Genomic DNA, 13180 nt, shown 5'->3' on the forward strand with positions numbered 1-13180 from the left:
TCGCCGCCTGTGCGAGACAGGCGGCGATGTTTCCATCTTACTTCTTTTCGCCGCAGACGTAGCTGTTGATCTCGGCGCCCAGGGGGACTTCAACGATCTTGGGGGTATTCCAGGCCATGGGACTCTCCATCTGATTGTATGCGAAAGGCAGGAACCTTCGTCTAAGGTGTATTTGAGCCCGGTCTCCCGCCACTTTCAAGTCGTGTGTGGGGTCATATGGGGCCTGAAAATTCACGTTAGCGTGTACCATGCCGCCCCCTGCAATGGCTGCGTAGCGGGAATGTGCCAAAATCCTTGGTCCTGCCTGCCCGATACCGCCATAAGAAGCGGGTTGGCACGGAAACGCGGACGACAAGCCCCCCCGGCCATACGGGCCAAGCCAGCACAAGCCAGGACCTGAACCGATGCCGCCCGAGACACCGCCCCCGCCGCCACCATCCTACGAGCAGGTCCAGCAGCAGCGCGCCATCGAGGTCATGCGCCATAGCCGCATCGACACCCGCACGGCCTGCCTGCTGCTGCTCAGCGTGCTGGCGGTGTTCTATACGCTGTATTTCGCCTCGGCCATCATCCTGCCCATGATCCTGGCGCTGGTGGTCAACCTCCTGCTGTCCTCGCCGCTGCGCTTCCTGCACACGCGGCTGCACCTGCCCAAGCCGCTGGCGGCGCTGTGCCTGATCCTGTGCGTATTTGGCGTGGTGGGAGCGGTGGGCACCGCCATTTCCGTGCCCGCCACGGGCTGGCTGGAGCGCGCGCCCGATGCCATCAATACATTGCAGGAGCGCCTGGCCTTCCTGCGCGGGCCGTTCCAGCTCCTGACCGGGGCTTCGGACCGGATCCACAATTTCCTCACCATCGCAGGCGGCCATGCCGCCGCCAGCACAGAACAGCAGACGCCGGACGGGCATGTCATCATCGTCTCCACGCCCGCAGGCGGTGGCGGGGTGGCGGGGCTGGACCGCTTTTCCTCCTCCATCCTGCTGGGCACGCAGGCCTTCATGGGCCAGTTCTTCACCATGATCCTGATGCTGTTTTTCCTGCTCGCGCAGGGGGACAGCCTACTCAGGCGCTTTGTCGAGATCATGCCCACCTTCGCCGACAAGCGCCGCACGGTGCAGATCGCCTATCAGATCGAGCGCAACGTGTCGGAATACCTGGCCACCATCACCATCATCAACAGCCTCGTGGGCATGGTGAACATGGTGCAGTGCTGGCTGCTGGGCATGCCCAACCCGCTGCTGTGGGGGGTTGTGGCATTCCTGCTCAACTACATTCCCATCATCGGGCCGATGATGGGCATCATCATCTATTTCCTGGTGGGGCTGTTCGTCTATCCGTCGGTGTGGCAGGCGCTGCTGCCCCCGGCCATCTACCTGTGCATTCACCTGACGGAAGGCGAGACCATAACCCCCATGGTGCTGGCGCGGCGCTTTACGCTCAACCCGGTGCTGGTCATGGCGTCACTCATGTTCTGGGACTGGCTGTGGGGCATTTTCGGGGCGTTCCTGTCAGTGCCCCTGCTGGCAGTGTTCAAGATCATCTGCGACCATGTGGAAATCCTGACCCCGCTGGGTCACATCGTCGGTGGTCCGGCCCATCCCGCGCCACAAAAACCGCTGTTTAGCGAAACGCCCGACAGCGCCACGCCGGATGAAGACCCCGACCGACTGGAAGACTAGCTGTTGCCTGCAGCCAGCACCTCAAGCTTGGCCGTTGACACGATGGTAATGGCGTAGCCCTTGCCCACCTCGATCATGCCCTGCCCGCGCATCCAGCTCAGCGTGCGGCTGACGGTCTCGATGGTCAGGCCGAGATAGTCGGCAATATCGCCACGGGTCATGGGCAGGTGCAGCCGGCCCCCCGATGGCGGTGGCTGGCCGGGCAGGAGGCCTGCCTGCATCTGGTCAAGCAGGAAGCTCGCCACGCGCTCGCGCGCGGTCTTGCGGCCCAGCAGGAGCATCTGGTTCTGGGCGGCCACGAGTTCGTTGGAGGCTTCCTCGAGCAGGCGGCGCTCGAGCTTGGGAAAATCATCGAGCAGTTCGCCCATCTTCTCACGCGAGAAGCGGCATACGCGCACCGTATCGATCGCCTCCGCGCCAAAGGCGTAGCTGTCCGACACGGCAAGACCAAGGAAATGCCCCGGCGCCGCGAAACCGGTGATCTGGCGCCGCCCGTCGGGCAGGGCCTTGAACAGTTTCACGGTGCCCGATGTCACGTTGAAGAAGTCGGTTGCGGGCGCGCCTTCCTCGATGAAGCCGCGACCGGGGGAAACGATGGTCTCCACCGCGACCTCGGCCAGACGCGAGATATCGGAGGGTTCGATCACGCTGCAGACGCTGGTGGGGCGAACGCTGCAATTGGTGCAGAAATCCGCCTGCACGCCACCCGACCCGATCACGATACGCCGTGGCCTCGATTCAAACTGACACGAAGGCATATCCGACATGATAATTTCCAATTCACTTTCAGGCGCCCGCGTTCCGGCGCCGAAGTAACCGGACATGCCCTGGCTCCCTAGAAATACAATAAATGCATTCGCCAAGAGCACCGACTATGGCTGATGGGTTGATGTAAATCAATGCGGTCAACCCGGAAATATAAGGTAAACACGACCGATCATAACAAAAAATTCTTAACCCGAGGAACTCCCGACGCGTGCAGGCCGTCCCCCCGCCCATGGTCAGACGACTGGACCCCGCCGATGTCCCGCTCCTCTATCCGCTTGTGCGCCTGTCCTTTCCACACCTGACGCTGCGCGAATGGATGCGGATCGGCCGCAGGCTGGCCCGCCCCGGCGCGCGGGCGCGGCAGGGCATCCTTGTCGCCCGCTATGGCGATGACAGACCGCCCTGCGGCATGGCCACCTTCCGCCGGGGGTTTGACCTGTGTTCAGGCGATACCCTGACATCGGACTACATCATCACCCTGTCCTACACCCGCGCGCAGACCATTATCGACGCGCTGCTCCCGGCCATGGAGACACTGGCACGCGAGTGGGGATGTGACGCCATGCGCACCATTACCCACAGTAAACCCGTTGCAAAACCATACAGCCCGGTTCTGAAACTGTGTTCATCCGGCAACATTACCGAAAGAACAGTCAGGCTGGACCATAACACGCAAATAGTTCCGCGTGGTTGATTGATTCATATCAAGGCCGAGTGCTAGGTGGCCGTGATTTCTGCACACATCAAATGAACTTGAATATTCTTAATCCTCTCGCCTGCCTGCCAGCCGGGAAAGAAACTGGGGTCTGCTTACCATGAAGAACATCCGCAAACTCGCCCTGTCGGCAGTGCTCGGCGCCTCCGCGCTGGCACCGGTAGCAGGCCATGCACAGACGACGGCGCCGTCCACCTACGTCAATGCCCCGCTGGTGGCACCCGTCGCACCCGCACGGCCCAAGGGCCACTGCGGCATCTTCGAGACCTGTGCGTCGACCAAGATCGGCCTGGGCCGCGGCGACTTCATGATCCGCCTGTCCGCCGTGGGTGTGCTGCCCGAAGATCGTGACAGCAAGGTATGGGCGAACGGCGCGGCACTGACTGGTACCCGCGTCAAGACCACCAACCAGGTCATGCCGGAGCTGACGTTCGAATACTTCGTGACCGACAACATCTCGCTGGACCTGATCGCGACCAGCACCCGTCATGAAGTGCAGGCCAATGGCGGTGCCCTGTCCGGGCTGACCGGCGCCAGCAAGACCGATGTCGGCAGCGCCTGGGTTCTGCCCCCCACGGTCACGGTGGCCTGGCATTTCCGCCCCCACAAGCGCCTGAACCCGTATGTGGGCATTGGTGGCACCTTCATGTGGTTCCACAACATGAATGCCAGCGGTGCATTGGGTCTGAGCAAGCTGAACTCCGGCTTTACCGGTGGTCCGTCCATCAATGCCGGTGTGGATTACCAGCTGGTTGGCAACTGGTTCTTCAACTTCGACGTGAAGCAGATGTTCGTGCGCATGCACGCCTGGGCTGAAAACAGCGACGAAAGCCTGAAGGTCAAGGCCCACGACTCTCTGGACCCGACCGTCATTTCCGCCGGTATCGCCTACCGGTTCTAATGGCATGAACGCGGCGGACAGCACCCTGCTTTCGCGCTACGGGGGCAACCTGCCGCGTTATACCAGCTACCCCACCGCAGCCCAGTTCACGGATGCGGTGGGCCCGGATGACAGCCGCAACTGGCTGTCCTCCCTCCCGGCGGACCAGCCGGTCTCCCTTTACCTGCATGTTCCCTTCTGTGACACGCTATGCCGGTTCTGCGGGTGCAATACCGCCGTGCTGCGCAATGCGGATGCGCGGGCCGCCTATGCCGCCCTGCTGCACGAGGAACTGCGCCGCATCATGGCCCTGATCGGCCCCGGCCGCCGTGTAACCCACCTGCAATGGGGTGGCGGCACGCCCACCACGCTCCCGGCCAGTGCAATGCGCCGCGTGATGGAAGCCATCCGCCGCGACTTTGACATCGCCCCCGATGCGGAAATCAGCATCGAAGTCGATCCCCGCCATCTCCCCCCCGAATACCCGGCCCTGCTGCATGAACTCGGCTTCAACCGCGCCAGCATGGGCGTGCAGGATCTTGATGCCAGCGTGCAGCAGGCCTGTGGCCGTATCCAGAGCTGGGAGCAGACGCGTGACTGCCTCGAGGCGCTGCGCGGCGCGGGTGTCGCCTCCATCAACATCGACCTGATCTACGGCCTGCCCCGGCAGGATACCGAGGGCGTGGCCCGCACGGCGCAGGCCGTGGCCAGCCTCAGGCCCGACCGGCTGGCCGTGTTCGGCTACGCCCATGTGCCGTGGAAGCAGAAGCGCCAGGCCCTCATGCCCGTGGGCGAGCTGCCGGGCGCACAGGAGCGTATCAGCCAGCGCGCGGCGATGGACACCGTGCTGCGCGCGGCCGGTTTCCTGCCCGTGGGGCTGGACCATTACGTCAGCCCCGATGACAGCATGGCCCATGCCCTGCAGGCGGGCAGGCTGCACCGCAATTTCCAGGGCTATACCACTGACAGCGCGCCGGTGCTGATCGGCATCGGGGCCTCGGCCATCTCCTCGCTGCCCGGCGGCATGACGCAGAACGCCGTCTCGGCCGCAGCCTATGCCCGCCTCATGTCCCGCCCCGACAGCCTGCCCGTGGCGCGTGGCGTGCGCCTGCACGAAGATGACCGGGCCCGTGCCGACATTATTGAACAGCTCATGTGCGCCATGCAGGTCGATCTTGGAGCACTTTGTGCCCGCCACGGCCTGCCCGCCAGTCATTTCGACTCCGAACGTGACCGCCTTGCGCCAATGGTGGCTGACGGACTGCTCACCCTCACGGGCCGGACGGTGCATCTGACCGAAAAGGGGCGACCTTTCGTGCGGCACGTCGCCGCAATCTTTGACCGTTACCTCACGGCCCAGAGCCGCACCCGCCACGCCAGCGCCCTCTAGCGCCGCCTAGCGTTTTTCGGGGGAGTTCCCCGGCACGCCCCAAACCCAAAGCCAGCAGCAGACCTTCATGCAAACCAACTGCGTCACCGCCGCCCTTGCCGCAAGCCCAGTCCTGCCGTGGCCCTATCCCCACTGGCAACTGCATGACGTGCTGCCCGCCTCCATTGCCGCCGCCCTGGTGCAGTGGGTGCCCGGCGCGCGGTTCATCGGCGGCGACAGCGGTGGCCAGCGCGCGGGCCGCAACGGGCACCGGCTGTTCGTAACCCCGGCCCAGCGCGCGGCCCACCCCGCACTCGACCAGCTTGCCTGCCTGTTCGATGATGCCGCCACGCGTGCGGACTTCACCCGCCAGTGCAATGCCCGGCTGGACGATGCCGCCCTGCGCCTTGAACTGTGCCTCGATACCGATGGCTTCTGGCTTGAGCCACATACCGATATCGGCGCCAAGCGGCTGACGCTTCTGGTCTCGCTCTCCATGGGCGCCGAGGCGATGGACTGGGGCACCGATATCATGACAGCGGAGGGCACGCCGGTGGCGCGTGCCTCGGGGGTATTCAATTCCGGGCTGCTGTTCATTCCGTCCGCGCAATCATGGCATGGCTTCGTGCGCAGGCCATTGCACGGCGTGCGGCGCACGCTGATCGTCAATTACGTCAGCCCTGAATGGCGGGCGACAGAGGAACTGGCCCAGAGGCCACACTCCGCCTGAATACGGCCCGCCATGCGGCTGGACGCAACAGAATGCGCGCGCAAGGCTTTATTCGCGCATCAATCGGTTCTAGGAAACACACACTATACAGGTGTAACCCCTTTCATCCCATGTCATCCGGTCATGACGCAAGAGGACAACAGAGGTATGAGCGAGACCCCGCGCGAGACTATGGAATTCGATGTCGTCATTGTTGGTGGCGGCCCGTCTGGCCTGGCCGCGGCCATCCGGCTGCGCCAGGTTGCCCCTGATGCCACCGTGTGCCTGATTGAAAAAGGCAGCGAGATTGGCGCCCATATCCTGTCCGGCGCGGTGATCGAGCCACGCGCGCTGGCGGAACTCCTGCCGCACTGGCACGAGGAAGGCGCACCGCTGAACACCCCCGTGACAGAGGAGCAGATGCTCTACCTGACACGCGACAGCGGGCTTGAAATCCCGTTTCTTGACCGCGTGATGCCGCACATGCGCAACCACGGCAACTACATCGTGAGCCTTGGCGACCTGTGCCGCTGGCTGGCGGGCCGCGCCGAGGAGCTTGGCGTGGAGATCTATCCCGGCTTTGCGGGTGCGGAAGTGCTGGTTGATGACAGCGGGCGCGTGGCCGGTGTCGCCACGGGCGACATGGGCGTGGGCCGCGACGGGGAGCCCACCGGCAATTACGCGCCGGGCATGGAACTGCGCGCGAAATACACCCTGTTTGCCGAAGGCTGCCGTGGCTCGCTGACCAAGCAGGTCATGGCGATGTACAACCTGCGCCAGGGCGTGGACCCGCAGACCTACGGGCTGGGCATCAAGGAACTGTGGGAAATTCCCAAGGAGATGCATCGCCCCGGCCTGATCCAGCACAGCTTTGGCTGGCCGCTTGATGACCGGACCTATGGCGGGGCGTGGATGTACCATTTTGGCGACAACCTCGTCTCCTACGGCTTCGTGGTGGGGCTGGACTACCCCAACACATGGCTCTCGCCGTTTGACGAGATGCAGCGCGTGAAGCTGCACCCGTCCTTCCGTCCGTATTTCGAGGGCGGGCGGCGCATCGCCTATGGCGCGCGCGCGCTGTCGGAGGGGGGGATCCAGTCCATCCCGCGCCTGACCTTCCCCGGGGGGGCGCTGATTGGCGATACGGCGGGCTTCCTCAACGTGCCCAAGATCAAGGGCACGCACACGGCCATGAAGTCGGGCATGCTGGCCGCCGAGGCGGTGGGCGAGGCGCTGGCCACCAGCCGCGTTGAGCCGGGCTCCTATACCCGCCGCATCAAGGATTCCTGGCTGTGGGATGAACTGCGCACGGTGCGCAACATCCGCCCCGCCTTCGCCAAATTCGGCATGAAGGGCGGCGCGCTGTACGCGGGCATCGACGCCATGCTGCTGCGTGGCCGCGCGCCATGGACGCTGCACACCCGCCACGCCGATAACGAAGTGCTGGAACCGGCCTCGATCTCGCCAAAAATCGACTACCCCAAGCCCGACGGCAAGATCACCTTCGACCGCCTCTCCTCGGTGTTCCTGTCGGCCACCAACCATGAGGAGGACCAGCCCGTCCACCTCAAGGTGCGCAACATGTCGCTGTGGAAGACGGTGAACTGGGATGTGTTCCGCGCGCCCGAAAGCCGCTACTGCCCGGCGGGCGTGTATGAAGTGGCCGATGAGGCGACCGACCCGCACCTGCAGATCAACGCGCAGAACTGCGTGCACTGCAAGACATGCGACATCAAGGACCCGGCGCAGAACATCGACTGGGCCACGCCGGAGGGGGCGGGCGGCCCGAACTATCCGGGCGGGATGTAATTGCCCGGCGGGTACGGTAATGTATCCGCCACACCGATTGCCCTTATCCGAAGACAGACAGGCAAATATGCAATGAAGGTTCTTGTACCCGTTAAGCGCGTGATTGACTACAATATCAAACCCCGCGTGAAGGCCGACGGTTCCGGCGTGGAGACCGCTGGCGTCAAGATGTCCATGAATCCGTTTGACGAAATCGCGGTCGAGGAAGCCGTGCGCCTGAAGGAAAAAGGCGTGGTGAGCGAGATCATCGCCGTCTCCATTGGCGAGGCCAAGGCGCAGGACACGCTGCGCACCGCCATGGCCATGGGCGCTGACCGCTCCATCCTGGTCGAGACCGATGTGGTGACCGAGCCGCTGGCCGTGGCCAAGGTGCTCAAGGCGCTGGTGGAAAAGGAAAAGCCGGAGCTCATCATCCTGGGCAAGCAGGCCATTGATGATGACATGAACGCCACCGGCCAGATGCTGGCCGGTCTGCTCGACCGCCCGCAGGCCACCTTCGCCTCGAAGGTGGAAGTGGCTGACGGCGCGGTGACGGTGACACGCGAGATCGATGGGGGATCGCAGACCGTGAAGCTGGCGCTGCCCGCCATCATCACCGCCGACCTGCGCCTCAACGAGCCGCGCTACGCCTCGCTGCCCAACATCATGAAGGCGCGCAAGAAGCCGATGGAAAAGATCACGCCCGCCGACCTGGGCGTGGACATGACCCCGCGTCTGAGCGTGATCTCGGTGTCAGAACCGGCCGAGCGCAAGGCGGGCGTAAAGCTCGACTCGGCAGCCGAACTGGTTTCGCGCCTGCGTAACGAAGCAAAGGTGATCTGATCATGACCGTTCTCGTTTACCTCGATCATGAAGGCGGCGTGATCCGCCAGGCTTCGCGCTCCGCCATCACGGCTGCCACAAGGCTCGGTGATGTCGATGTGCTGGTCACCGGCCCCGATGCCGCAGCAGCAGCCAAGTCGGCTGCCGCCATTCCCGGCGTGAAGAAGGTGTTTGCCGTAACCGACACCACGGGCAACAGCGAACTGGCCGAGCCGGTAGCCGCCCTGCTGGCACAGCTTGCGGGCGGTTACACGCACATCCTGGCTGCGTCTTCCGCCACGGCCAAGAATGTGCTGCCGCGTGCGGCGGCCCTGCTCGATGTGCAGCCGATCCCCGATATCGTCGCCATCAACGATGCCGAAACCTTCGTGCGCCCCATCTATGCGGGCAGCGCGCTGGCCACAGTGAAGTCGGCTGATGCGAAAAAGGTGATCACGGTACGCGCCTCCGCCTTCGATCCCGCCCCGGCGGAAGGTGGCAGCGCCACCATTGAGGAGATTGCCCTGCCCGCAGGCCCGGGTGGCTCCACCTTTGTCGCCACCGAGCTCTCGAAATCCGAGCGGCCGGAACTGGAATCCGCCCGCGTGGTGGTTTCGGGCGGTAACGGCATGCTCAATGAAGAGAACTTCAAGCTGCTCGAGCCGCTGGCCGACCGGCTGGGCGCCGCCATTGGCGCCTCCCGCGCGGCAGTGGACAAGGGCTTTGTCTCGAACGAGTACCAGGTGGGCCAGACCGGCAAGATCGTGGCGCCGGAACTGTATATCGCCATGGGCATTTCCGGGCAGATCCAGCATCTGGCCGGCATGAAGGACAGCAAGGTCATTGTTGCCATCAACAAGGACCCGGAGGCCCCGATCTTCCAGGTGGCGGATTACGGGATCGTGGGCGACCTGTTCACCATCCTGCCGCAGCTTGAGGCGGAACTCGACAAGGCAGGCTGATCCCCTGCGGGTAAATCACAACACAAAAGGGGTGCCGGGCGGTTGTCCGGCACCCCTTTTTTGTCATGCAGGCCTATTCATTTTCCAGCACGGCATGGGCGCGGGCGACCACCGTGTCATATTCCTGCTGGCTCAGGTCGCCACGGTGCAGCATCTCGCTTGCCCGGGCCAGCGCATCACGCGCATGGGTCACGTCAGGTATGGGGTAGCGTCGGCCCGGCAGGGCAAAGGCTGAATCAGGCAGGGCATCGCGTTCGGCCGCCGTCAGTCTGGACATCGGTATTCCTCCCTTAATGCAGGGGTTCCTGCCACGGGCGGGAACCGGCTTTAGCGTAATGGAGGCGCCCCATTCGCGACCAGCGGTAAAAGCGCTGGTCTCCCGCGCTGCCATCACCCCTTGCCCCGATCATTGATGAAAAATGATAAAAATTTCTGCGTGCCGCCTTTTTGAAAAAAGCTGCACCAGAAACTTCTTGCAGCAGAAAACTTACAGATCCTGCTCGACCTCATGGGCCACGTGATGCCGCCCGTCAGGCGCAAGGCCACCGGGCAGGGGCTGCGCGGTCTCCACGGGGTGCATCTGCGCGCGCAGGGTCGGCATGGCTTCGATGCAATAAAAACCAAAAAGCACAACGCAGGACATCATGCCACAATACACGCTCAGCAACAGCCTGTGCCTGACGGGCATGAGATAGGCGGCTGTCATGCACAGCATTTCCAGCACCTCGAGCCCAAGATGGGTCGCATTTCTGTAACCCCATTGCCAGTAGGTCAACACCCCCTGCAGGCCCATGGCAACGATGAAAAACACCCCATTTTTCTGCCATGCCTGCAGCCGGGACAGGCGCCCGATCAGCCAGTACGGCAGGCTCATGCATGCGGCATTGCCCACAAGATTGACCAGCACCACGGCGATAATCCCTATAAGCAACACAAGGACCATGAACCCCTCGGCCCCAAGGATGCCCGACAGGTGGTGCAGGGTATGCTGCATCTGCGGGCTGCCGAAGGCTTTGATAAAGGGGTTTTCCGGCTCAAGCAGCACATCCACCGCGCCAGACAGCATGCCCATGCCGCCAGCCAGCAGGTAGGGGTGTTTTTGCAGCAAGGACAGTCTGTTCATAAGGGGCGGCACTCTGACAGATCGGGTTACACGGCAGCCAAGGCTGCGATTTTTTTAAATAGACTGGTACAGTCCAATTTGTAACCCGGCTTGACGCCCGCCATCGTGGCACCAGCGCAGCCTGCAACCGTTGCGGCCTGCAGGACATTATACGAGAAGGGCAGGGAACAAAAAAAGACAGGGCCTCCCATAGGGCGACCCTGTCAGTGGAACGTCGATACCGGAGGGTAACACGTCCAGCCCGGCATCATGACCGGATTTTATTGATTTTTATGGAAGCCAGCGGCTTCGTGTAACCCCTTATGCCATTCCCCTATTTAAACGTCAACAATAAATATAAATAAAAATTCGATTTTACTTTTTTTGCACTGCACAATCGATATGGTTATTTTGCACTGCACAATCAAATTTTATTATATACAGCAATAACGCGGCCATTTTCTGCCCGGCAGCCAGGACAGGCCGGGCGGGGGGTCTTGTGCCCGGTTTCAATGCCCCGCATCATGGGGCGTGACCATGGCGGCACCGGCCAGGCCGCCCCCACTGCAGCAGACAGGACACCCGAATGGGGGGACAACCCGCGACCCGACCAAAAGCCGCATTCTGCACAGGCAGCATTGTCCGCCATGTGGTGGTCATGGCCGGTACGGGTGCCATTGGCCTGATGGCGGTGTTCCTGGTTGACCTGCTGAACCTTTTCTACATTTCATGGCTTGGTGACCCCGCGCTGACGGCAGCCATCGGCTTTTCCGGCGTGATCAGCTTCGTGCAGATCGCGGTTTCCATCGGGCTGTCGATTGGCATCGGCGCCATTACCGGCAGGCTGATCGGCGCGGGCAAGATGGAGCAGGCGCAGCGGGTCGCGTCATCGTTCGGCATTGTCATGCTCGGCTTCTGCCTGCTCATCGGGGTGTTCACCGCATGGCTCGCACCGCTGCTGCTGGCCCTGCTCGGGGCACAGGGGAATGCGGCACGGCAGGCGGCCACGTTCCTGCGCATCATCTCGCCCGGCCTGCCGCTGATCGCAGCGGGCATGGGGTGCTCGGGCCTGCTGCGCGCCATCGGGGCCGCACGCATTTCCATGAACGTGACACTGATCGGCGCTATGATCTCGGCCATTGCCGACCCCGTGCTGATCTTGATCCTCGGGCTGGGGCTGAAGGGGGCGGCGATCAGCACCATTCTCTCGCGCGGGATCGTGGCGCTGATGGGCTTTCGCTGCGCGCGCCGTCATGGCCTGCTGGCCTGGCCCGTGCGCACCCATGTCGTGGCGGACACAAGGCTGGTTGGTCAGGTGGCCATGCCCGCCATCCTGACCAACCTGGCAACGCCGGTAGGCAGCGTGTTCGTAACGCATGCCATGGCGGGGTTCGGGCTGGCGGCAGTGGCAGGGCAGGCGACCATCGAGCGGATCGTGCCGGTGGCCTTCGCCTTTGTGTTTGCCCTGACGGGATCGGTAGGACCGATCATGTCGCAGAACCTTGGCGCAGGTAAACTCGAGCGCGTGCGGGCAACACTCGTGGCCTCGCTGTGGCTGGTGGCAGGCTGCGTGGCGCTCACCTGGGTCATCCTGTTCCTGACCCAGGACCTGGTGGTGCGGGTGTTTTCAGCGCAGGGCACGGCGGCGATGCTGATCCACCTGTTCTGTAACTGGACCATTGCGGGCTACGTGTTCATCGGCATGCTGTTCGTGGCCAATTCCGCCTTCAACAATCTGGGCCACCCGCTGTATTCCACGCTGTTCAACTGGGGGCGGGCGACACTGGGCACCATTCCGTTCGTGTGGATTGGCATGCGTTACGGGCCGGGCGGCGTGCAGGTGGGGCAGGTGCTGGGCAGCGTGCTGTTTGGCTCCTGCGCGGTGCTTACCGCCTTTTCCGTGGTGCGGCGCCTGCATCCGGGCGACCAGGCCACGCAGCAGGCCATGCCGGTCATTCCCCCGCCCCAGACCGGCGAAGCGGGCCTGATCGAACTCGACGAGCTCGACCACTCGGCCTGATCAAAGCGCGATGCCGCATGCCATGAAAATAACCATTTGATATAAAATGATAAAATTTTTTAGCGCTGCCTTTTTTTCCAAAAGGCGGCATTCTTGGAAGCTTTTTGAGAAAAGCTTCACCCAAAACTTTTTCTGGATTCCAGAACGCATAATGCCCTCATGCAGCACATGAAGGCCTTAACGAGAAAGGGTGGGGGTACCAGATCAAGGAATCTGGTGGAGCCAAGGGGAGTCGAACCCCTGACCTCCTGAATGCCATTCAGGCGCTCTCCCAACTGAGCTATGGCCCCACTGTTCCGACGGTGCAGGCCATCTGCATGGCCACCGTGGTCCGGTGACGGGGGTATAACCGCAAGCGCAGACCGA

General features: G+C 62.9%; 13 protein-coding genes and 1 tRNA gene. 9 read left to right on the plus strand and 5 right to left on the minus strand.

Annotated features, from left to right (window positions below):
• Positions 1–37: 37 nt before the first annotated feature.
• Positions 38–118, minus strand: a complete 81-nt coding sequence (gene pqqA / locus OQZ28_RS01790; protein ID WP_010508617.1) for a pyrroloquinoline quinone precursor peptide PqqA — start codon at positions 116–118, stop codon at positions 38–40.
• Positions 119–476: 358 nt separating this feature from the next.
• Here pqqA and OQZ28_RS01795 point away from each other — a divergent pair, with 358 nt between their 5' ends.
• Entirely contained in the window at positions 477–1679 is a 1203-nt protein-coding gene (locus tag OQZ28_RS01795) for an AI-2E family transporter (protein ID WP_130730892.1), read from the plus strand.
• Here OQZ28_RS01795 and OQZ28_RS01800 read toward each other — a convergent pair.
• On the minus strand, positions 1676–2446 hold the full coding sequence (locus OQZ28_RS01800; protein WP_130730825.1) for a Crp/Fnr family transcriptional regulator: 771 nt from the start codon (positions 2444–2446) through the stop codon (positions 1676–1678). The genes OQZ28_RS01795 and OQZ28_RS01800 overlap by 4 nt on opposite strands.
• A gap of 209 nt (positions 2447–2655) precedes the next feature.
• On the opposite strand from OQZ28_RS01800, the gene OQZ28_RS01805 reads away from it, so the two are divergent.
• The 7 genes from OQZ28_RS01805 (at position 2656) to OQZ28_RS01835 (ending at position 9692) form a co-directional block, all read left to right on the plus strand.
• Positions 2656–3141 carry a hypothetical protein gene (locus OQZ28_RS01805; RefSeq protein WP_242621733.1) on the plus strand — a complete coding sequence of 162 codons (486 nt, stop codon included), beginning with the start codon at positions 2656–2658 and terminating at the stop codon, positions 3139–3141.
• Between the two features lie 121 nt (positions 3142–3262).
• On the plus strand, positions 3263–4063 hold the full coding sequence (locus tag OQZ28_RS01810) for an OmpW/AlkL family protein (protein ID WP_130730826.1): 801 nt from the start codon (positions 3263–3265) through the stop codon (positions 4061–4063).
• Positions 4064–4067: 4 nt separating this feature from the next.
• Complete coding sequence (gene hemN / locus OQZ28_RS01815) at positions 4068–5432, plus strand: oxygen-independent coproporphyrinogen III oxidase (protein ID WP_458134972.1); 1365 nt, start codon at positions 4068–4070, stop codon at positions 5430–5432.
• Positions 5433–5499: 67 nt separating this feature from the next.
• The gene (locus OQZ28_RS01820; RefSeq protein ID WP_458134973.1) at positions 5500–6141 is read left to right on the plus strand and encodes a 2OG-Fe(II) oxygenase; all 642 of its coding nucleotides are present in this window, start codon (positions 5500–5502) and stop codon (positions 6139–6141) included.
• Positions 6142–6288: 147 nt separating this feature from the next.
• The gene (locus OQZ28_RS01825; RefSeq protein WP_130730829.1) at positions 6289–7929 is read left to right on the plus strand and encodes an electron transfer flavoprotein-ubiquinone oxidoreductase; all 1641 of its coding nucleotides are present in this window, start codon (positions 6289–6291) and stop codon (positions 7927–7929) included.
• Positions 7930–8001: 72 nt separating this feature from the next.
• Positions 8002–8751 (plus strand): electron transfer flavoprotein subunit beta/FixA family protein, encoded by a 750-nt coding sequence (locus tag OQZ28_RS01830; RefSeq protein ID WP_130730830.1) that lies wholly within the window; start codon positions 8002–8004, stop codon positions 8749–8751.
• Positions 8752–8753: 2 nt separating this feature from the next.
• Complete coding sequence (locus OQZ28_RS01835) at positions 8754–9692, plus strand: electron transfer flavoprotein subunit alpha/FixB family protein (RefSeq protein ID WP_130730831.1); 939 nt, start codon at positions 8754–8756, stop codon at positions 9690–9692.
• A 73-nt stretch (positions 9693–9765) separates the two neighbouring features.
• On the opposite strand, the gene OQZ28_RS01840 is transcribed toward OQZ28_RS01835, so the two are convergent.
• Both OQZ28_RS01840 and OQZ28_RS01845 read right to left on the minus strand, forming a co-directional pair.
• Positions 9766–9969 (minus strand): hypothetical protein, encoded by a 204-nt coding sequence (locus OQZ28_RS01840; protein ID WP_061275262.1) that lies wholly within the window; start codon positions 9967–9969, stop codon positions 9766–9768.
• Positions 9970–10179: 210 nt separating this feature from the next.
• Complete coding sequence (locus OQZ28_RS01845; RefSeq protein WP_458134974.1) at positions 10180–10800, minus strand: hypothetical protein; 621 nt, start codon at positions 10798–10800, stop codon at positions 10180–10182.
• Between the two features lie 580 nt (positions 10801–11380).
• Here OQZ28_RS01845 and OQZ28_RS01850 point away from each other — a divergent pair.
• Positions 11381–12814, plus strand: coding sequence for an MATE family efflux transporter (locus OQZ28_RS01850; protein ID WP_458134975.1), 1434 nt, complete (start codon positions 11381–11383; stop codon positions 12812–12814).
• A 214-nt stretch (positions 12815–13028) separates the two neighbouring features.
• On the opposite strand, the gene OQZ28_RS01855 is transcribed toward OQZ28_RS01850, so the two are convergent.
• Positions 13029–13104: transfer RNA gene (locus OQZ28_RS01855), tRNA-Ala, on the minus strand.
• Positions 13105–13180 lie beyond the last annotated feature (76 nt).

It is taken from the genome of Komagataeibacter sp. NFXK3 (assembly GCF_054182245.1).

What these genes read in the sequence shown, in the direction of transcription:
- OQZ28_RS01850 (WP_458134975.1), top strand. Translation starts at nt 11,381, where the DNA reads ATGGGGGGACAACCCGCGACCCGACCAAAAGCCGCATTCTGCACAGGC.
- OQZ28_RS01835 (WP_130730831.1), top strand. Translation starts at nt 8,754, where the DNA reads ATGACCGTTCTCGTTTACCTCGATCATGAAGGCGGCGTGATCCGCCAG.
- OQZ28_RS01800 (WP_130730825.1), bottom strand. Translation starts at nt 2,446, where the DNA reads ATGTCGGATATGCCTTCGTGTCAGTTTGAATCGAGGCCACGGCGTATC.
- pqqA (WP_010508617.1), bottom strand. Translation starts at nt 118, where the DNA reads ATGGCCTGGAATACCCCCAAGATCGTTGAAGTCCCCCTGGGCGCCGAG.
- OQZ28_RS01825 (WP_130730829.1), top strand. Translation starts at nt 6,289, where the DNA reads ATGAGCGAGACCCCGCGCGAGACTATGGAATTCGATGTCGTCATTGTT.
- OQZ28_RS01810 (WP_130730826.1), top strand. Translation starts at nt 3,263, where the DNA reads ATGAAGAACATCCGCAAACTCGCCCTGTCGGCAGTGCTCGGCGCCTCC.
- OQZ28_RS01830 (WP_130730830.1), top strand. Translation starts at nt 8,002, where the DNA reads ATGAAGGTTCTTGTACCCGTTAAGCGCGTGATTGACTACAATATCAAA.
- OQZ28_RS01840 (WP_061275262.1), bottom strand. Translation starts at nt 9,969, where the DNA reads ATGTCCAGACTGACGGCGGCCGAACGCGATGCCCTGCCTGATTCAGCC.
- hemN (WP_458134972.1), top strand. Translation starts at nt 4,068, where the DNA reads ATGAACGCGGCGGACAGCACCCTGCTTTCGCGCTACGGGGGCAACCTG.
- OQZ28_RS01795 (WP_130730892.1), top strand. Translation starts at nt 477, where the DNA reads ATGCGCCATAGCCGCATCGACACCCGCACGGCCTGCCTGCTGCTGCTC.
- OQZ28_RS01820 (WP_458134973.1), top strand. Translation starts at nt 5,500, where the DNA reads ATGCAAACCAACTGCGTCACCGCCGCCCTTGCCGCAAGCCCAGTCCTG.